The organism is Cupriavidus sp. D39 (assembly GCF_026627925.1).
Lineage (GTDB): Bacteria > Pseudomonadota > Gammaproteobacteria > Burkholderiales > Burkholderiaceae > Cupriavidus > Cupriavidus ulmosensis.
Window position 1 is genome coordinate 57,076 of record NZ_JAPNLE010000006.1, and the last position, 18,573, is coordinate 75,648.

Genomic DNA, 18,573 nt, shown 5'->3' on the forward strand with positions numbered 1-18,573 from the left:
CGGTGCCGCGGTCATAGCCGGAGCCATTGTAGGCTTCGAGTTCGGCAAATTCAGCTTGGGGCCGCCAAGCATCGCCGAAGAACTTGTTTGTGTGCACCTCATTCTGCACTTGGTAACTCGCATTCATTTCACCCATTCAGCTGCTATCGCGCCTTTCCTGACGGGGGAAGAATAGGCCGGGAGGGAGAAGATATCTCTGTTCCGGCTAAGATCATCCGGGCGGGCTAGATTCACAGAGTTAGTGAAAATATGGCGAAGTGCTGTAGGATAAGGATAATTGAACCGTTATCTATAGACGGAGACCGAGATGGCTACCTACAAACAATTGCTGGCAGAAAAGGAAAAGCTGGAAACGCAGCTGGCCGAGGTTCGTCAAAGCGAGGTCGCCGGCGTCATTGAGAAAATCCAGGCTTTGATGGCAGAGTACGAACTCACCGTCGATGACTTGGCGCCGAAACGACGCCGTGGACGCCCGGCGGCTACTGATAAGCCTAAGGCTGCGGCGAAAGAGAAGACCTCGCTGCCGCCAAAGTACATGGAACCCAAGACTGGGGCCACCTGGACCGGCCGTGGTCGGGCACCGGCGTGGCTGGGGAAGAATCGCGACAAGTTTCTGATTCCAGAGGCGTGAGCGGGAGCGCTAGTCTTACTGTGTCACAAATGTGCCATACTATAAACTTCTTGGCACAGTTCATGAAAAGCGATGAGCGCGAGCGAGCGATTTGAGCAATACATGGAGCATTTGGCGGCGGGACTGGGGCATGTGGACCGTCATGCAGGACTCAAGGGCTACTGCACAGGGCTGATGCTGCCGCTCACGCGAAAGAGTGTGGAGCCGATGGCGGCAGGAGTCGATCCGCTTCACGCAAGCGCTCGGCACCAGGCACTGCACCACTTTGTGGCCAAGGCCGACTGGTCCGATGAGGAGATGCTGCGCAGGATCTCTCAGTGGGTAGTGCCCAAGATGGATCTCTCGACTGGCGGCTTCTGGATCATTGACGACACAGGATTCCCGAAGAAGGGCAAACATTCGGTTGGGGTCGCGCGCCAGTATTGTGGGGTGCTGGGCAAGCAGGACAACTGCCAGGTCGCGGTCAGTGTGTCTTTGGCCTGTGAGCAGGCGAGTGTGCCTGTAGCCTACCAGCTCTATCTACCGCGGGAATGGGCGGAAGATACAGAGCGGCGTGAGAAGGCGGGAATTCCAGACGAGGTAAGGTTCACAACGAAGACGGAGATTGCTCTGCAACAGCTCGAATCGCTGTTGGCCGCCGGCGCGCCAAAGTATTGCGTGTTGGCGGATGCCGGCTACGGGGTGGACAACGCATTTCGCCAGCGTCTGAGTGATCTGGGCATGCCGTATGTGGTGGGTATCACGTCGGCGGTCGTGGTCTGGCCACCGGGGTTGGAACCGTTGCCGCCGAAGCCATATAGCGGCATCGGCCGCCCGCCGGTGATGCCGCGGCGCACTCGCAATCGACAGCCGATAAGCGTCAAGGAGCTGGCGCATTCCCTGCCGCCTACCGCATTCCAGACGATTAGCTGGCGCGAAGGCTCAAACGAAACGCTCAGTGGGCGCTTTGCCGCCGTACGCGTGCGTCACGCCGGTGGTAATAGCGGCAAAGCGCGTCTGCGCCCAGAGCAGTGGCTGCTAATTGAGTGGCCTGCTGGGGACGCTGACCCATTGAAGTACTTCCTATCGACCCTCCCGGCCGATATTGCGCTGGATGAACTGGTCGCCCAGGCGCACATGCGTTGGCGCATTGAGCGCGACTATCAGGATTTGAAGCAGGAGTTGGGGCTCGGGCATTACGAAGGCCGAGGGTGGCGGGGCTTTCACCACCATGCCGCACTGAGCATCGCCGCCTATGGATTCCTGGTCTCTGAACGAATTACCACCGGTGGTTCAGTCGGCGCCAAAAAACTTCATCGCACGCCAAACGCCTGCGCTTCCCGCAGATTACATCCCACGGGGCAGCCCAGCGCGCCCAACGACACGTGGCTGATTCAATCACCACGATCCGCCATCAACTCAGCATTCTATTGATCGGTAGACTCGCTATGTGTCCGTGCTGTCGGAAGCCGAACCAACGGTTTCTCTTATGACACAGTAAGACTAGGGAAATGCTGATCAATTCAGCCACGGGTCATCTGGCGGAAAGCGTGGCGCGTTGAAGGTGAAGGCATGGAAGACAAAGACAAGGATGAAACAAACGAGCTTTGCCGAAGTTGAGTTCGCGAAGAAGAAGCGCGTGACTCGGCGCGAGAAGTTTCTCGGGGAGATGGATCGGATCGTGCCGTGGGCACGGTGGACCGCGTTGATTGAGCCGCTGTATCCGACGAGCGGCCGCGTTGGGCGCCAGCCGATTGGCGTGGAGAGGATGTTGCGGATGTACTGTCTGCAACAGTGGTTCAGTCTCAGTGACGAAGCCGTGGAAGACGCCCTCTACGACAGCCAGGCGTTGCGTCAATTCGTGGGTGTGGATCTGTCGCAAGAGTCGGCGCCGGATGCGACTACGCTGCTCAAGTTTCGCCGGTTGCTCGAGAAGCACAAGTTGACTGCCGCGATGTTCGATGAGGTCAAGGCCGTGCTCAGTGAGCGGGGGCTGCTGATGCGAGAGGGCACGATGGTCGATGCCACCCTGATCGGGGCACCGAGTTCGACCAAGAATAAGAGCAAGTCGCGCGATCCGGAGATGCACCAGACGAAGAAGGGAAACGAATGGCATTTTGGGATGAAGACACACGTCGGCGCCGACGCCGACTCGGGACTGGTGCACAGCTTGCACACGACGGCGGCGAACGAAAGCGATATCGCTCACACCCATCACCTGCTGCATGGCGAGGAAAGCCAAGTGCATCTTGATGCGGGTTACACGGGTGTGGAGCGCAGGGATGAGATCAAACAAGCCCACAGGGCAAGGGACGATCCGCGCTGACATAAGCTGGCACGTAGCAGCAAAGCGCAGCAAGGTTGAAAAGATGCCGGAAGGTCGGTGGAAGGACCTGACGAAGGCAGTGGAGCGAAAGAAGGCCCAGATTCGGGCGCGGGTAGAACATCCCTTTCACGTGGTGAAGAACTTGTTTGGTCACAAGAAGACCCGCTACAAGGGCTTGGCCAAGAACACGGCACAGATGTTCAGCCTGTTCGGTCTCGCAAATCTGGTGATCGCCAAAAAGCCGTTGTTGGCGTTTCAGGGGAGCAATCCGTCTTGAAGATGCAAATCGAGCCCGAAAGGGCACGAGATGGGGGCATGCGGCGCGAAATCGGGCTCAGATCTCTCTGTTTTTCCGCATGGTGAAAATCAGGCACCAAACAGCCGTCGATCCCCAGCGCCGCTGCTATTGATCAGCAATTCCCTAGCATCCGATTGCCAAGCAGGGATTCCTTGGTCTACGGTGTGGTTGCCAAAGCTGTCTTTCGGCATCGATGGGCATCACCCAGACGTATCTGGGTTTTCCCGCTATCCACTAGCTTGGCGGAAGTGTTAACCTAGAAGCCGCAATCTTTAGGAATCGAATTGCTAAACGTTTTCTGCGTTCAGCTCGCGTACGACACGAGGAGATGCCGGAAATGATGAGAAGCGTGCAGATTAGATTGGCAGGACCACCACGTTGCCAAGCACCACGCGCAAAGCGGGGCCGGCTTCGAAGTCAGCTCGGCTTTGCCTCTGAATATCAGGACCCCAAGTCCGACGCTCGGCGGACGGGCTGCAGTGACTGAGAACGCAGCGGGCGCTGGGGACCGATTCATCCACCACCAGTCCAGTCTCGCGAGCGCTTGTGTTCATGGCTTTCTTCTCATGGGCGCCCGAAACCGGCGCCACGCGAAGTGTCACATCAACTATCCGTTGCTGTTGCCGTCACGGGTGGGTCGCCGTAGCGTGGTGGAGATCGATCTGTAGCCTGTCTGCGCTGGATCCGGCTTGGGGCGAACTACCGAGAGCCTTCTTCCTTTGGGGGAGCGCCGCGCCGTGCCCTTTTTCACGTGTCCAGCGCCATGTTGTACCCAGAGATTGGCTACAGCCACGCCGTAGTCCGGGCACATGCCAAGGTTGTCTGCTGCGGCAAAGGGGAGGATACTCAAAGTCGGGTAGTCCGCGATGGCTGCCCGATTTCTTCATTGGACGTTCGGCCCTTTGCCTACCCGGCTGAGGGCTGTTTCTTTTGCGCTGCACAAGTCAGGCGGCGCAGGGAGGGGCGCGGTGATCTAAGGCGATGGGGGCAAATGCAAGCCATTGAGGATCACCCTGGTGCGGCACGCGCTCACCGGGGAGAGCGGCCCCGCAAACGGCCGCCACTCGGGCGCGCCGCGCGCCAGTTCTTGCGCGACGCCACACCCAGCGCCAGGCCGGCTGCGGATCGGCTAGGAAGCTCTCGTACAGCAGCAGAGCGACGACAGCGGCTTGCCGTGCTGCATCACGGCCCGCAATAGCAGCCGCTCCACCTCGCGCCGATAGGTTTGCAAGATGGCGGGCGTATCGGCGTAGCGGGCCAGCCAGGCAGCGACAAGGCTTCTGATGGCGCGCTCTCTCTGCTTTCGCTCCCGCCATGCAGTGAATATCGGGGGAGCTTTCACACACAGCCGGGCCGAGCACGAACTGATCGGGCGACGGCGCGGCCCAACGATGAAGCTGCACCTGGTGCGGCACATCGGCTTTATCCGCATGAGCGGCTGCCTATTGGTCTATGCGCGTGGGCGAACCCTGTCCGACCATCAACTGCTGGTCTGCCAGACGCCTGGGTTTCGTTGGATGACGATACATCAGCGTGGGGCCCTCGCGCGGGCGTTACGCGACGAAGTGCTGCATTGCGCCGATCGGGAGCGACTGCTATCGTATGCCCGCCAGTGGCTGTATCAGCATCGACTGATCATCGTGCATGGGACGCGTTCAGGATCCTGCCACCAGTACTGCTTCGCCATCTCGGCACGGAACTCGGTATCAATACGCCCGATCTGGCGTCTTTGCGGGCGCGATGTCATTGCAAGGTTCCACCCGGAAGACCTTTCTTCACATTCTCCGTTCAGCCTGAAAATTGAAGATATCCTGCTGTACTGAATGTGGGGCAGCGTCATACTGGCATGTCTTGCGAATGGCGTGCGCTGTGGGGGCTAGCTATGTGCGGCTGGCCTGGCCCACCAGGGTTCAGGGGGCCAGTGGCAGGCGCACCGTCAGGGTCACGCCGCGTCCGCCGATGCCCGCGCTCAGGCCCACCTGGCCTTGGGCGGCCAGCACGATCTCCTTGACGATGGCAAGCCCCAGGCCGCTGCCTTCCTGGTTCGGCAGCGCATTGCGATAGAAACGGTCGAACACCTTGGGCCGCGCTTCGGCGGGAATACCGGGCCCGTTGTCGCTCACTGCGAGGATGGCGCAGCCCGCTTCGCGCGCCAGCGCCACGGTGACCTGGCCATGCTCGGGCGTGTAGCGGATCGCGTTGTCCACCAGGTTGGATACCACCGCGGCCATCATCCACTCATTGACCCCCACCGTGACGCTGTCGGCCGCCAGCTCGGCGCCCAGGTCGATGCCCTTGCGCTGGGCCAGCACCACCATATCCTCCAGCGCGGCGGTCACCACCGGCACCAGGTCAGCGACCGGTTGTGCCGCGCCTGAGCTGTTCGCAGCCGCAGCCTCGGCCTGCGACAGCAGCAGCAGCTTGTTGGCCAGGTTGGTCAGGGCCTGCGTGCTGGTCTCCATCGAGCCAAGGATCTCGCCCAGCCTGGTGGCGTCGTCCATCCGGGCGGCGAACTGTAGCTGCGCGCCCAGCACCGCGAGCGGGGTGCGGATTTGGTGCGCTGCATCGGCGATAAAGCGTTTTTGCTGGCGCACATATTCGTTCAGGCGGCGGATGCATTGGTTGATGGCTTCGACGATGGGCCGCAGTTCCTGCGGCAGGTCGGATACCGTCACCGGCACCAGATCCATCGGGTCGCGTCCTGCCACCTCGTCCTTCACGCGCAGCAGCGGGCGCAGTTCCACCGTGAGGCCTACCACCACCAGCGCGACCGCAAGCACCAGCATCACCACTTCGCGCAGCAGCGCCGGCATGCGCAAGGTGCGTACCAGCTCGTGGTTGCCGATCAGCGTCTGCCCGACGGTGACGGTGACCTTGCGCGCCTGTCCAGAATCGAACATGGTGCGCGAAGTTTGCACCACCCGCACCCGCTGCGCCTGGAACTGCGAAACGTAGAACACCGGATTGGAGGCGCCAGTCATCAGATGCTGATCGAAACCGGGATTGCCGGCGAGGATGCGGCCGCGGTCGTCAACCACGTTGTAGTAGACGTGGTCGGTGTAGGCCGAATCGAACGAGGACAGAGCCGACGGCGGCACCTGCACCGTGAGGCGGCCGTCCGCCCAGCCGATTTGGCCCGCGATGGCGTCGGCCGAGGCCTGCAGCGCGCGATCCTGCAAGCGGTTGGCGGTATCGGCCGCGCTCAGGTAAGACGCGTAGCTGCTGATGCCGATAAATACCGTCAGCGGCACCAGCAGCCACATCAGCAGCCGTACCCGCAGGCTGTGGATCATTGCCTTTGCTGCAGCAGGTAACCGAGGCCGCGCAGCGTCATGATGGTGGCCTGGTAGCCCTCGAGTTTCTTGCGGATGCGGTGGATATATATTTCGATGGCATCCTCGCTGGCCTCCTCGTCGAGCGAGTACACGCCCGACATGAGGCTTGCCTTGGACACGGTCTTGCCCCGCCGCATCATCAGGATTTCCAGTGCGATGTGCTCTTTCAGCCGCAACGAAAGCAGCTCTCCTGCAACGTAGAACTGCCGCGTGTCGGTGTTGTAGGTGAGGTCGCCGCAAGCCAGTTCGGCTTGCTTCTCTCCGGTCTGCCGCCGGGCCAGGGCTTTGATGCGCGCGACCAGTTCCCGCACTTCGAAAGGCTTGACGAGGTAGTCGTCGGCGCCAAGGCCCAGGCACTCCACCTTCTCGTCGACCGATGCGCTTGCGGTCACCACCAGCACGGGCACGTTGTTGCGGCGCGAGCGCAGCCGGCGCAACACGCTCTTGCCGGCCAGCCGCGGGATCTGCAGGTCGAGCAGCACCACGTCATAGTTCTGCGTCTGCAGCAGCTGATCGGCGTACTCGCCGTCCAGCGCGGTGTCGACCATGAAGCGCTCATCCTTCAGCAGCCTGGCGAGCCAGTGGATGAGCGAAGCGTTGTCTTCGATCAGCAATACCTTCATGGACCGCTCTGCTGAGGACCTGCTGTTACCGGAGCTTCCTTTTACCACTGCCCGCCCGGAGGGGGCGCCGTGCCGTATCGGGATATTCCCTGAGTGGCGAAAGCTGCGTGAAGGTTTTCGCTGCTTGGAATGAGCCCCCTGCGTTTCAGACGCGAGCGTGGTGAGAATGGGGCGCGCCGAAGACTTGCACCACACGCGCGAGCAGCCGCTCGGTCCCGGCACGCATGTCGATGGGCTCGACGGCTTGCCACAACTCGATCGCAGCCAGTTCCCTAGCAAATGGGCACATTGCTGCGCCGCCGACAGTGGCCAGTGCACGATCAGCGTGGCTGCGCGTTGAATCTCAATGTGTATTACCTCGGGCGTGGCCGGCGCTGGCGTCTCGCATCAGTCTGCGTCAGCAGGTTCCCCGGCTGCGGGCGAGGGCAGCACATGCAGTGGTACAAACGCGTTGCCGTTCTCCAGCGTTGCCAGCATCTGGCGCTGACGGCCTTCGCGCATCCATTGGTGCACCATGTTCGGGTTCAGGCCTTGGCTGAGTGCCACTCCAGCCACCTATGCACCCTCCTGGCGGATCTGTTCGAGTACCGTCGTCTTGAATTCGGCGCTGTACTCGCGCCTGCCGCCATGCGTCGGTGGCCACCACATAGATCTATCTCCAAAGTGATGAAGTCAAGCGAGCACGCCAGATAGATCAGGCCTTTGCTGCCCGGAAGCCAGCTCCTGGCGGGGTTCCCGAAAGCTTAGCGTGCAACATTGTCCGCTTTCTGGGGCCACTCCTCGGACAGCAAATTAAATAACGCAAATTGACAGCTGGATGAAAGCTATGCCGCTCTAGAATGCAATCCCGGGGATCGGCATGCTCACGGCCGCGGCACTGCTAGCGACGATCGGCGATGCGCAGGCCTTCCAATTGGGGCGGCAACTGTCGGCCTACCTCGGCCTGGTGCCGCGTAAGCGCGGCACTGGGGGCAAGGTGCGACTGGGCGCCATCAGCAAGCGCGGCGACTGCTATCTGCGCATGCTGCTGATCCACGGCGCCATGGCGGTCCTGTTCCGGGCCAAGGACAAGGGGTGCGGTGCGAACAGCTGGCGCGCCGAGGCCCAACCAACGTGACGGTGGTGGCGTTGGCCAACAAAGCGGCACGAATCGCGTGGACCGCACTGATGGGCAATGAGCCGTATAAAAGGAACCACGAGTTGAGGAAAGCCGAGAGGGCCAGGCAAATGGCGGGTTCCGCGCTAGCCCGGCTGCGCCTTGCGAACAAGATTATTGAATTCGACCAGAAGGTTGCACGGGTAAATGTGACAGTGATGGCAAGACAGGTTGGACCGCAAGAGCGACACCCTGTCGATTACTAGTGCCCTGAGCACGCCGAAAGGACGAGGGACGTTCTTGGCGAATTCCATCGGGGCCGCAGGCTTGACCTGCACTAGGCCGGATGTAAGTCTGCAACCAGCCCTAGTCGAACATTACGTGATTTTTACCTGTCAAACCTGCGCGTTCATATAAATAATTGAAGAAGGTCGCAGCCGCCATATGCTTGGTGGTAGATCACAATCATAAAATGATGGAGACAAAAATCAATGCATAATTCTTTGTGTTCAATGAATTCGGCCGTAATGCCGGCGAAACCAACGAGTACCGTCCTCATCGCGTCGGCTCAAGTCATGGCTGCCGACTCATCAAAAAAATCACCTTCAACTGCGGCATCGCCGAGATAATTAATTTTTCCTAAAATCAGACTGGCCGGTTTGGTTATTTCACAGAGAAATAACTGGATCTGGCGGAGCAGCGGGGATCGATGTCCGCACGATCGAGGGTGCGATAAAGACACTCAGTGATCTGCACTCAGCCTCCATCTGCATGTTCGACGCGCTTGGCTGAACACCAAAAAGCCAGGTTCTGCGCAAATACCGCGACAAGGCGCATTTAAATGCCAAATTTCATGAGCGAATGCGACCATGTAATTACGGCTAAATTGCAATACTGGCAGGCATGCTGTGCGCAATTTCAAATTAGAGTCAAAGGAGAAGCAAATGAAATCAATACCTTCCGAATATATATTGCCGATTGAGAAAAAACAACAGAAAAATTCTGGCCGAATGGATGGTGGAGGTTGATGGAAATGCGAGTTGGCATTATACCGTCGCCGGTGTACTTCCTGTTGCTGGCATTGATAACCGGATTTATCGCCACCGGCAAAGTGCCGTCCGATATTTCAGTATCGATTGCGTTGCTTGCGGTGGGTGGTTTTTCTTGCGCAGAATTGGGCAAGCGACTTCCTATTATGCGCAACATAGGTGCAGCGGCAATTTTTGCGACCTTCATTCCTTCTTACCTGGCATTCAAGCATCTATTACCTGGCATGGTCTTAAAGAACGTGGTCGACTTCACCAAGTCTACCAATTTTCTTTATTTATTCATTGCTTCGATAATTGTCGGCAGTATCTTGAGCATGGATAGAACGGTTCTCATCAAAGGCTTCATCAAGATCTTTGTGCCGCTTGCCGCCGGTTCTGTCGCGGCCGCTGTTGTCGGCACGGCCGTCGGCACTCTACTTGGCTTGGGCGCTTACCATACCTTTTTTACATCGTCGTTCCGATCATGGCCGGCGGTGTTGGCGAGGGCGCCATTCCATTATCGATTGGCTATTCCGGAATATTGCATCAGGCGCAAGGAGACGTCTTTGCGCAGGTCTTGCCCCTGTAATGCTCGGCAGCCTGACCGCAATCATGCTGGCCGGTGTGCTGAATTTTGTGGGTAAGAAATACCCGCACCTCACTGGCGAGGGCCGACTGCAGCCGGGCGAACATGACGAAATGCATCCGGCGGAGGAAGAAGGGGCCGGTAATACGGATATCGGTCATATTGCGGCCGCAGGCATTACGGCGATCTCGCTGTATATGTTTGGATTGATGTGTTACAAGCTGTTTGACTTTCCGGCGCCGGTCGCCATGCTGTTTATTGCCGTGATTCTCAAGCTGTCACGCGCAGTGTCGCCGCAATTGCAGCAAGGCTCTTTAGTTGTCTACAAATTCTTTTCCACGGCTGTAACTTATCCGTTGCTGTTTGCCATCGGTGTATCCATGACGCCCTGGGACAAACTGGTGTCCGCATTCAATGTCCTCAATCTCATTACTATCGTATCGACTGTTGCGACGTTGATGGCGACAGGCTTCATGGTCGGTCGATGGCTGAATCTGTATCCGATTGAAACGGCAATTTTAAATGCCTGCCACAGCGGCCAGGGAGGGACGGGCGATGTAGCGATCCTGACGGCAGCGAATCGTATGCAAATGATGCCGTTTGCACAGATAGCGACACGCATTGGCGGCGCGATTACCGTAACACTCACCCTGATTGCCATGGCTCAGTTGAAATAAGTGCCTGAAGAAAGATTTTAAGATGATTGAATTCAGGGTTTCCGCCATCTAGCTCAATCATATTGTCCGGTGTATTTTATTACTCAACTTTAGACATACGAATGGCCTGGCGGTTTCAAGTCCAAAGTGCAACACCCGCGTCAGTGAATTGAAGTTGGGGGTGAGAAACTTGTTTGAGCATACGAGCGAACACCTCCAGTGGGGAGTGGAACGCGTGCGTAGCGCGGGGTCGTTTGTTCAAGCTGTCGGCAATTGCGTCGAGTTCTTCTTGTGTGTGCACGGACAAGTCCGGTGCCCTTGGGCAGGTACTGGCGCAGCAGCCCGTTGGTGTTCTCACAAGTGCCACGCTGCCAGGGGCTGTGCGGATCGCAGAAGTAGACCTTGACGCCAGTGTTGGCGCTGAGCTCACTGTGGCGCGTCATCTCCTTTCCCTGGTCGTACGTCAGGCTCTGGCGCAGCGGCCCGGCAATCGAATTGAGCTTGGCAGAAAAGCCGGCCAGCGCCGAGGCCGCAGTAGCGTCATCCATCTTGGCCAACAGCACCAGACGACTGCTGCGTTCGACCAGCACGCCCACCGAAGACTTGTTGCCCGCGCCCTTGATGAAGTCACCCTCCCAGTGGCCCGGCATGACGCGGTCCTCGACCTCGGGCGGGCGCACATGGATGCTGACCATCTCAGGAATCTGCCCGCGTCGATCAACCCCGCGCTTGCGTGGCATGCGTGTGCTGCGACCATGGCGCAGGCAGGCGATGAGCTGGCGGCGCAACTCGCCCCTGGGCTGCGCGTAAATGGCCGTGTAGATCGTCTCGTGAGACACATGCATGCTGGGGTCCTCGGGCCACACTCGCTTAAGGATACCGGCGATCTGTTGCGGCGACCACTTCCAATCCAACAAAGTCAGCACTGCGCCCCACCGAGCGTGTTGCGGATCGAGCTTCGCTACCGGGCGCGCCTGAACCCGCCGCGCCTGCCTCATGGCCTGCGCCGGCAGGCTCGCGTAGCCACGCAGCGCACAACTGTTTCGCCTCAGTTCACGGCTGACGGTGCCCGCCGAGCGCCCGAGTGTGCGGGCCATGGCCCGCACACTCGAACCGCTCTGGCTCATGCTCGCAATCGTCATGCGCTCCTCAGGCTGAAGTTGTTGGTACGAAGTTCTGCTTTGCATCTGAGCACCTTACCCGAAGCAAGGTGTTGCACTTCAGATTTGAGGCCGCCCCTCCTCGCGAAGCGCGATGGAGGCCATTGACAAGGCAATATGGCGAACGAAACAGCGATGACAGGCTGTCTAAGACGTGCGCGGGCGACACTACGAGGTCGGTCGGGTATCGTTGCGTGGCGTCGGCCACTGGAATTTCTGGGACTTGCGGTTCAGGCCATCGCGAAACGCAAGTCCGGTAAATTCCATGCGCAGCCACTGCGTGACCAGGCCGGCCGTGACGGGCTGATTCATGCGCCATGGTGCGACCGAGTCCATCGGGAAGGTCTCGGCGAGCACCAGACTCAGCAGTTGGGTCAAGGTCCAGGCCATCGAGCGGATCTGCATCCACAACTCCAGCACGGTGCGCGACTGCTGCCAGAGATTGCTCATGCCAAACCAGCGCTTGAGATTGTGAAACAGCGGTTCTATGCCCCAGCGGCGCGCGTACAACTGCACGATCTCCTAGGCGCTCAAGTCCGTTTCGCTCGCCAGCAGCAGACGGGGCTTGGTCCAGACCTGTTTCTTCGCATCGAAGAACTGGCACCAGACGGCACGCACCAACGCGCCCTTGAGGAAGCCCGCTCTGGCCTCGGCAGAGCGCAGGCGAACCCGCTGCTCTTTGCCATAGAGCCGCATGCTCAGTTCGCTCGCAGGCAGTGCCTCGATGACCTCGGCACTCAGGCGCTCGCCATAGATGCGCTTGCGACCGCGTCTGGGTGTGGTTGGCAGCAGCGGCATGAGAAACAGTGCATTATCGATGCGCGACTGACCAATCACGTGCATTTGTCTGCGCAGCAACGGCAAGACCAGACGGGCGCGCATGAACCACGAATCGAACAGTACGCGCACCGGCTTGTTGGACACGCCCGCGAGAGCGCGGACCAGCGCCAGGGCGATCTTCAGCTTGTTGCGGTTGCCAGTGTTTGGCACCAGCCGCGAGAGAATCGGCAGCACCAGGTTGACCCCACCGTTGCCCAGCGCGCTCACGCCCAGGGTGACCCAGCACTGGGCCCGCATGAATTGCGGCCGATTGATCTTGCGGCTGTGGTCGTGGCGAAACGCGCAACCGGGGGCCTTCTCCGAGGAGCGCGGCACCAGCGTATCGTCGATGACCAGTGTCAGCACATCGCATGGCAGCACTGCAAGCACCAGCATGAACGATCTGCGGGCCAAACGCACGGTGCGCAAGCTGCCGCGCCCGAGAAGCTTGTAGTAGGTCGTCCAGTGCCTGCGTCGCGCGATTGTGCTGATAGCGCGCGTCACCCAGCCTTCTGGCGAAACCATGCAACCGCACAGCAGTTCGACAAAGCTCGCGCGAGAGCGAATCGGCACGGCCAGAAGCAGGAAGTTGACCCATTCGGACAGACACAGTTGTACACGGTTGGACAAAGACATGGGCAATCGCAAGAGGACCGAAAACGATCCTCATTGGCCGCCGCGCTGCTTGCGCTAAAACCCGCGCAAGCAGCGCGGCGGCCACACGATCATTGCCCCATGTCAAGCATTTTTCGATTTCTTGAATCCGTTTCCAACCCGCTCGTTGAGCGGGCCTGAATGTCTGGATTGAGACGAGCGACCTATACGGCACTGAGATGCGGCCGTTGACCACCGACGCCATAAACGACCGCTGCGTGTGTCCCACAACAGTACACATACAAAAAAGGAGGCAGCAACCGAGGAAAGCGGCCGCTGCCCAAAGTGGAGCATTCAGTTCAAGCGCATGTCTGCGTAGCGCGTCAGAAGCGCGTACGCATGCCTACTGCGAATTCAAACTGGTTGTTTGCGTTCGGTGCAGTCGCGACCCGATATCCCTGATACAGCTTCATGTAATCGGCGGCAAGATATACCTCTGTGCGCTTCGAAAAGTGATAGAAGACCGATGCGTACAAAGTGTTTTTGCGGCCGGAGCCGGTCGTGGTTGCGAGGCCAATTGGGTTATAGCCCTGAAGTGTCGCACCCGTGCTTGCGCTGTAGGCGGCGTTTGACGCGTGCATGATCTGATAGCCAAGCTCATAGTCGAAGGCGCCCCGCGGTGCGACCTTTACCGACATCGTGTACGCGTTATCCGTGCGTTGGCCGAGAGCGCCCTGTTCGCCAGAGTAGTGGAAGTAGCCGGCGTTCAATCGCAGTATGTCGAAGATGTAGTTTCCGCCGATCGAGAACGACTTGTCGGTGAACTGGTTGACTTTGGCCTGATCGTAGAACGCCGACACGTGGAAGTTCTGCCCGTTGTAGCCGAGCGCGCCGGTGTATGTCGTGTTGGTCGAGAACGAGCCTGGCACATTACCAAACTGGAAACCAATGCCGGCAAATAGGCCATTGTCCCAGAGCTTCTTCCAGACCGCGCCATTGTCCATTCGCGTACCGGTGGCACTCGACGCGTAGAAGATTAGCTGCTTGAAGTTATTGTTGTTGGTATAGCCGGTTTCTTCTGTCGACAACGAGGCGCTGGTGTATGGGTCGCTATAGATCCCGGATACGTCGCGAGCCAGTGCGTTTTGCCGGCCAAATGTGAGCTTGCCGAGGGTTTCGTTTTGCACACCGATCCACGCGTCACGATTAAAAATGACACCCGGTGTGTCCATTTCACCGGTGCTGGTCAGAAACTCGCTCTCCAGCTTGAAGATGGCTTTGGTGCCGCCGCCGATGTCTTCTGCTCCGGTCAGGCCCCAGCGGCTGCCGCTGAACCACGGCGTCGCGAATTGCACAAGATTGTGTCCTTGGCTGTCTGCGTGGTTGGTATAGCTAATCGTCGTATCGATCAGCCCGTACAGGTGCACGCTGGACTGCGCATGAACTGTGTTGCAGCAGGCCGCGCTAGCGATGGCCATAGCGGTAAGCAAGACTTTGCGTTGCATTGATTGGCTCTCCTCCAAGTTGATTGAATCCACAGGCCTTAATCTGTGTTCTGTACAGTAGAATGCAGTTCTATCTATACATTTCCAGCCTAGCGAGCAGCCATTTGCGATTACAACTCGGGTATTGGCGGATTGACGACGTGGGAGCCTTGATGGGCTTCCAAGGGGGACGCCACTTGAAGCGCAACACGTTTGTCGAAATTGGCGACAAGATCGATCGGCTTCCAGCAGGGTTGTGATGTGTGCGCGGCATAGCTGTTGCTTTGCAGAAACACCGTCAGGAGTGTCAGAGTGCTTGGCGGCGCCAACTGCCGAGGCGGGTTGGTCTGCCTAGCAGAACGAATGCGTAGGCGGCAACGGCAAAGTAGGGGTTAGTCCCAAGATTGACCTATTGGCAGCGACGCCCTACACTAAATTAGAACGTAGTTCTATTAGATGGAACACTCGAGGACGAGTTGTTGCGAGCGATGACGTGGCCGAGATTGTGATTGCGGAAGGACCAATCGCAGCAGGGCTGCGTTGAATCGCGCAGCTCGCCTTCACGTTGAGTGCACGTTGTCGCGGAGTGAGTATCAGGTTATGAAAAAAGATAGCTTCGACATTAAATGCGCCGTCGCAAGCGGAGGTGTTGCCGCACTCGACCGAGCGTTTGGCATTCTCTCGTCGTTTGTCACGGAGGATGAGATTCTTACGCTTGCCGAACTTGCCAGGCGCACCGGTCTGTATAAAAGCACCATACTGCGTCTTTTGATTTCGCTGGAGCATGGAGGATTCACCAGGCGCCTATCGGATGGACGCTACACGATTGGTCCGGAACCGCTACGGCTTGCACATATCTATCAGGACTCATACCGTATCCGGCACATCATCCAGCCGATCCTCCAGGATTTGTGCAGGGATAGTGGTGAGGCATCGTCGTTCTACGTGCGGGAGGGCAATAGTCGAGTTGTCCTGTACAGGGTTGAGTCGGCGCGTGCGGCGCGACGCGCGGTGCATGAAGGCGAGCGGCTCCCGGTAGAATGCGGCGCTTCCGGGAAGGTGCTGATGGCCTTCGCGACTCCGCAAAATGAGGGCCTGGAAGAGGTACGCGAGAACTTGTACTCCGTTTCCTTCGGTGAGCGCGATGCCGCTACCGCGTCCGCGTCGGCTCCCGCCTTCGGCAATTGTCAGGAATTAAAGGGCGCTCTTACCCTCTCTGGTCCCCGCGAGCGTTTCACGCCCGAACGTGTGAGAGTTGCGTGTCGAATATTGCTTGCCGCCGCTTCGCGCGCCAGCGCTGCGCTTGGCGGCAATCCGGCACTATTCTCGCGGGGCCTCGAGCGGCTCATCTAGATATCTCGCCACGCAGCATTGGAGGCACTGTTGCCTGCATGCCAACCATCGTCCCGCAAACAAGGCCTGCCCCAGAAGACACATTCTGGCTATGGCTCAAACTATTGGTTTCTCTGTACGGCCGTGGCAGCTTGCCGTCGCAGGCGATTCCAAACTCATATCATCTCACTTTGGCGTAGTACTCCCTGAAGTGGTGTTGGCCTAAAAAGCGGCGGTCGTCCTATCGGCCGCTTACTCACGAGCTTCCCAAGCCCATGCCTGTGCCGGGCGTTCGCGAAGAAACGACTATAAAGGGAACGGCAGCGCTGCGATGACCGACAAGCCATTGGTGCGAGCTCGCGGCGATAGGCCTCGCTGCTGGGTGAGCCCGTTAACGAGCCTGGTCCGGGAATCGTCGGCGACAGTGGTGAGCGCAGCGATGCGCATCCCGTTTGAGAGATCGAGTCGAAATCGACGCTTCCCATGGCGCTGCCGTTCACTGACGATCTTGGAGCAAGCCATGGCCATGCGCAAGCGAGAAGACGGGGTATTTCCCAACGCGGCGGGGATCGATGTCGGCGCATCGAGCCACTGGGTCGCCGTGCCCCGCCATGCGACTGACGACCCGGTGCGCGAATTCGGCGCGATGACTGACGACCTCAACGCCATGGCCGACTGGCTGATTGCGTGTGGCGTCGACGCGGTGGCGCTCTTCTGTTCGTGGCTAGGCCTGTGCCCCGGCACCAAGATCAGCGGTGGCAAGGTGCTGGCCTCGGGCACCAAGCGCTCGGCAAACCGGGCACGCCAGGCATTGAAGATGGCCGCCATGAGTCTGTCGCACAGCGACTCGGCGCTCGGCGCGTTCTATCGCCGGCTGTGCGCCCGCATGGACAAACCGCGCGCCAATACCGCTGTCGCCCATAAACTCGCGCGGATGGTGTACTTCATGCTCACGCGCGGCGAAGCCTTCGTCGACCAAGGCCAGCACCACTATGAAGAGCAGCAGCGTCAGCGCAGTATTGCCGCCCTCAAACGCCGTGCCAAGGCCCTCGGGTTTCAGGTCAATCCAGTAGAGGTGGCCGCATGAACACAGCCACCTTCACTTCTGTTTCTCAAGAGCCTTCCAATCCCTCCGCGGCGGGCTCAGCGTTGGCAGAGAAACAGAAATTGGCTATACCGGTGAACGGCAGCGCCGCGATGACCGACAGACCAATGGTGCGCACTCACGGCATGCACGCCGATGAGTGAGCCCGCGTGAGAGCATGGTCCGGGATTCGTCGGCGACAGTGGTGAGCGCAGCGATGCGCATCCCGTTCAGGAGATCGAGTCAACTTCGACGCTTCCCATGGCGCTGCCGTCCATTAACCAGTTTGGAGCAAGCCATGGCGATGCGCAAGCGAGACGACGACGAGGTGTTTCCGAACGCGGCGGGGATCGATGTGGGCGGGTCCAGCCACTGGGTGGCGGTGCCGCGGCATCTGGCCGAGCGGGCCGGCTGCGAGCCGGTGCGCGAATTCGGGCCGATGACCGACGACCTCAACGCCATGGCCGACTGGCTGCTGGCGTGCGGGGTGGACACGGTGGCGCTGGAGTCCACCGGGGTGTACTGGATCCCGGTGTACGAGGTGTTGGAGCGGCGCGGCCTGACGGTCTGGCTGGTCGATGCGCGGCAGATGAAGTATGTGCCCGGCCGCAAGAGCGACGTGCAGGACTGCCAGTGGTTGCAGAAGCTGATGAGCCTGGGGCTGCTGCGGGCGGCCTGGCGTCCGGGCGACGAGGTGTGCGTTGCGCGCCGTGGTCCGTCAGCGCGAAGTGTTGCTCACCGAGCAGGCCAACTGGGTGCAGCGCATGCAGAAGGCGCTGGTGCAGATGAACCTGCAACTCAGCGAGGTGCTCACCGACGTGATGGGCATGACTGGGCAGGCCATCGTGCGGGCGAGCGTGACGCCAAAACGCTGGCGCGGCATCGCCATGGGCGCGTCAAAGCCAGCGAACACGACATCGAGCGGGCGCTGAGCGGCAACTGGCGCGAGGAGCACCTGTTCGTGCTCGGGCAGGCCTTGGCGATGGTCGACAGTCTGGCGCAGCGGGTGCTCGAGTGCGAGGCGAAGATCGAGGCGTTGTTGGCGCCGCTGGGCCGTCACGAGGTCGAACTCGGCGGGCCGGGCAAGCGGCGCGGCAAGAACACCCCGGAGTTTGATGCACGTACCGCCTTGGCGCGCTGGGCTGGGGTCGACCTGACCCGCATCAACGGCCTGGCGGTCACCACAGTGATGACGATTCTCTCGGAGATCGGTCCCGATCTGGGACGCTTTGCCAACGTCAAGCACTTCTGCTCGTGGCTGGGGCTGTGTCCCGGCACCAAGGTCAGCGGCGGTAAGGTGCTCAGCGCGCGCACCCGGCGCTCCACCAACCGGGTGCGCCAAGCGGCTGAAGCTGGCGGCGATGAGCCTGTCACGCAACGACTCCGCGCTCGGCGCCTTCTACCGGCGGCTGTGCGCGCGCATGGACAAGCCGCGCGCCAATACCGCCGTCGCCCACAAGCTGGCGCGGATGGTCTACTTCATGCTGACCCGCGGCGAAGCCTTCGTCGATCAGGGCCAGCAGCACTATGAAGAGCAGCAGC

The 18,573-nt window shown here is 59.7% G+C and carries 14 protein-coding genes and 4 pseudogenes; 10 read left to right on the plus strand and 8 right to left on the minus strand.

Annotated features, from left to right (window positions below):
* The first annotated feature begins 307 nt into the window (after positions 1-307).
* From OMK73_RS04370 to OMK73_RS04390, 4 genes and pseudogenes are all read left to right on the plus strand, one after another.
* Positions 308-631, plus strand: a complete 324-nt coding sequence (locus tag OMK73_RS04370; RefSeq protein ID WP_267600944.1) for an H-NS histone family protein — start codon at positions 308-310, stop codon at positions 629-631.
* A gap of 72 nt (positions 632-703) precedes the next feature.
* Positions 704-2,003, plus strand: a pseudogene (locus OMK73_RS04375) (IS701 family transposase).
* Between the two features lie 198 nt (positions 2,004-2,201).
* Positions 2,202-3,213 (plus strand): IS5 family transposase gene (locus OMK73_RS04380; protein ID WP_420715457.1). Its coding sequence is split into 2 segments (ribosomal slippage): positions 2,202-2,915 and positions 2,917-3,213, totalling 1,011 coding nucleotides; the frame shifts between segments, so codons are not numbered across the junction.
* A 1,412-nt stretch (positions 3,214-4,625) separates the two neighbouring features.
* Positions 4,626-5,057 carry a hypothetical protein gene (locus OMK73_RS04390; RefSeq protein WP_267600945.1) on the plus strand — a complete coding sequence of 144 codons (432 nt, stop codon included), beginning with the start codon at positions 4,626-4,628 and terminating at the stop codon, positions 5,055-5,057.
* 87 nt (positions 5,058-5,144) lie between these two features.
* Here OMK73_RS04390 and OMK73_RS04395 read toward each other — a convergent pair whose 3' ends face one another.
* From OMK73_RS04395 to OMK73_RS04410, 4 genes are all read right to left on the minus strand, one after another.
* Positions 5,145-6,527, minus strand: a complete 1,383-nt coding sequence (locus OMK73_RS04395) for a sensor histidine kinase (RefSeq protein ID WP_267600946.1) — start codon at positions 6,525-6,527, stop codon at positions 5,145-5,147.
* Positions 6,524-7,192, minus strand: a complete 669-nt coding sequence (locus OMK73_RS04400) for a response regulator (RefSeq protein ID WP_267600947.1) — start codon at positions 7,190-7,192, stop codon at positions 6,524-6,526. The genes OMK73_RS04395 and OMK73_RS04400 overlap by 4 nt, the downstream gene beginning before the upstream one ends.
* Positions 7,193-7,337: 145 nt before the next feature.
* Positions 7,338-7,481: a hypothetical protein gene (locus OMK73_RS04405; protein WP_267600948.1), complete on the minus strand. Its 144-nt coding sequence runs from the start codon at positions 7,479-7,481 to the stop codon at positions 7,338-7,340.
* Positions 7,482-7,579: 98 nt separating this feature from the next.
* Positions 7,580-7,738 (minus strand): hypothetical protein, encoded by a 159-nt coding sequence (locus OMK73_RS04410; RefSeq protein ID WP_267600949.1) that lies wholly within the window; start codon positions 7,736-7,738, stop codon positions 7,580-7,582.
* A gap of 295 nt (positions 7,739-8,033) precedes the next feature.
* Between OMK73_RS04410 and OMK73_RS04415 the strand changes: the two are divergent.
* Together OMK73_RS04415 and OMK73_RS04420 are read left to right on the plus strand one after the other, a co-directional pair.
* Positions 8,034-8,389, plus strand: a pseudogene (locus OMK73_RS04415) (transposase); the annotation flags it as partial.
* 887 nt (positions 8,390-9,276) lie between these two features.
* A pseudogene (locus OMK73_RS04420) lies at positions 9,277-10,579 on the plus strand (2-hydroxycarboxylate transporter family protein); the annotation flags it as partial.
* A 115-nt stretch (positions 10,580-10,694) separates the two neighbouring features.
* Here the strand turns inward: OMK73_RS04420 and OMK73_RS04425 are convergent.
* The 4 genes and pseudogenes from OMK73_RS04425 to OMK73_RS04440 all read right to left on the minus strand — a co-directional run bounded on the left by OMK73_RS04425 (position 10,695) and on the right by OMK73_RS04440 (position 14,636).
* Positions 10,695-11,745: pseudogene (locus OMK73_RS04425) on the minus strand (IS30 family transposase).
* Between the two features lie 141 nt (positions 11,746-11,886).
* Positions 11,887-12,234 carry a transposase gene (locus tag OMK73_RS04430; protein WP_267600950.1) on the minus strand — a complete coding sequence of 116 codons (348 nt, stop codon included), beginning with the start codon at positions 12,232-12,234 and terminating at the stop codon, positions 11,887-11,889.
* Positions 12,235-12,240: 6 nt separating this feature from the next.
* Entirely contained in the window at positions 12,241-13,173 is a 933-nt protein-coding gene (locus OMK73_RS04435; RefSeq protein ID WP_267600951.1) for a transposase, read from the minus strand.
* A gap of 341 nt (positions 13,174-13,514) precedes the next feature.
* On the minus strand, positions 13,515-14,636 hold the full coding sequence (locus OMK73_RS04440) for a porin (protein ID WP_420715458.1): 1,122 nt from the start codon (positions 14,634-14,636) through the stop codon (positions 13,515-13,517).
* A gap of 579 nt (positions 14,637-15,215) precedes the next feature.
* Between OMK73_RS04440 and OMK73_RS04445 the strand changes: the two genes are divergently transcribed.
* From OMK73_RS04445 to OMK73_RS04460, 4 genes are all read left to right on the plus strand, one after another.
* The gene (locus tag OMK73_RS04445) at positions 15,216-15,968 is read left to right on the plus strand and encodes an IclR family transcriptional regulator (protein WP_267600952.1); all 753 of its coding nucleotides are present in this window, start codon (positions 15,216-15,218) and stop codon (positions 15,966-15,968) included.
* A gap of 499 nt (positions 15,969-16,467) precedes the next feature.
* Positions 16,468-17,034, plus strand: a complete 567-nt coding sequence (locus OMK73_RS04450; RefSeq protein ID WP_267600953.1) for a transposase — start codon at positions 16,468-16,470, stop codon at positions 17,032-17,034.
* On the plus strand, positions 17,031-17,195 hold the full coding sequence (locus tag OMK73_RS04455; protein ID WP_267600954.1) for a hypothetical protein: 165 nt from the start codon (positions 17,031-17,033) through the stop codon (positions 17,193-17,195). The genes OMK73_RS04450 and OMK73_RS04455 overlap by 4 nt, the downstream gene beginning before the upstream one ends.
* 134 nt (positions 17,196-17,329) lie before the next feature.
* Positions 17,330-18,562, plus strand: a complete 1,233-nt coding sequence (locus tag OMK73_RS04460) for an IS110 family transposase (RefSeq protein WP_267600955.1) — start codon at positions 17,330-17,332, stop codon at positions 18,560-18,562.
* The last annotated feature ends 11 nt before the right edge of the window (positions 18,563-18,573 follow it).

Excerpts from the sequence above, each read along its gene's own strand:
- OMK73_RS04370 (WP_267600944.1), top strand. The coding sequence starts at position 308 with ATGGCTACCTACAAACAATTGCTGGCAGAAAAGGAAAAGCTGGAAACG.
- OMK73_RS04390 (WP_267600945.1), top strand. The coding sequence starts at position 4,626 with ATGAAGCTGCACCTGGTGCGGCACATCGGCTTTATCCGCATGAGCGGC.
- OMK73_RS04395 (WP_267600946.1), bottom strand. The coding sequence starts at position 6,527 with ATGATCCACAGCCTGCGGGTACGGCTGCTGATGTGGCTGCTGGTGCCG.
- OMK73_RS04400 (WP_267600947.1), bottom strand. The coding sequence starts at position 7,192 with ATGAAGGTATTGCTGATCGAAGACAACGCTTCGCTCATCCACTGGCTC.
- OMK73_RS04405 (WP_267600948.1), bottom strand. The coding sequence starts at position 7,481 with ATGTGCCCATTTGCTAGGGAACTGGCTGCGATCGAGTTGTGGCAAGCC.
- OMK73_RS04435 (WP_267600951.1), bottom strand. The coding sequence starts at position 13,173 with ATGTCTTTGTCCAACCGTGTACAACTGTGTCTGTCCGAATGGGTCAAC.
- OMK73_RS04440 (WP_420715458.1), bottom strand. The coding sequence starts at position 14,636 with ATGCAACGCAAAGTCTTGCTTACCGCTATGGCCATCGCTAGCGCGGCC.
- OMK73_RS04445 (WP_267600952.1), top strand. The coding sequence starts at position 15,216 with ATGAAAAAAGATAGCTTCGACATTAAATGCGCCGTCGCAAGCGGAGGT.
- OMK73_RS04450 (WP_267600953.1), top strand. The coding sequence starts at position 16,468 with ATGGCCATGCGCAAGCGAGAAGACGGGGTATTTCCCAACGCGGCGGGG.
- OMK73_RS04455 (WP_267600954.1), top strand. The coding sequence starts at position 17,031 with ATGAACACAGCCACCTTCACTTCTGTTTCTCAAGAGCCTTCCAATCCC.
- OMK73_RS04460 (WP_267600955.1), top strand. The coding sequence starts at position 17,330 with ATGGCGATGCGCAAGCGAGACGACGACGAGGTGTTTCCGAACGCGGCG.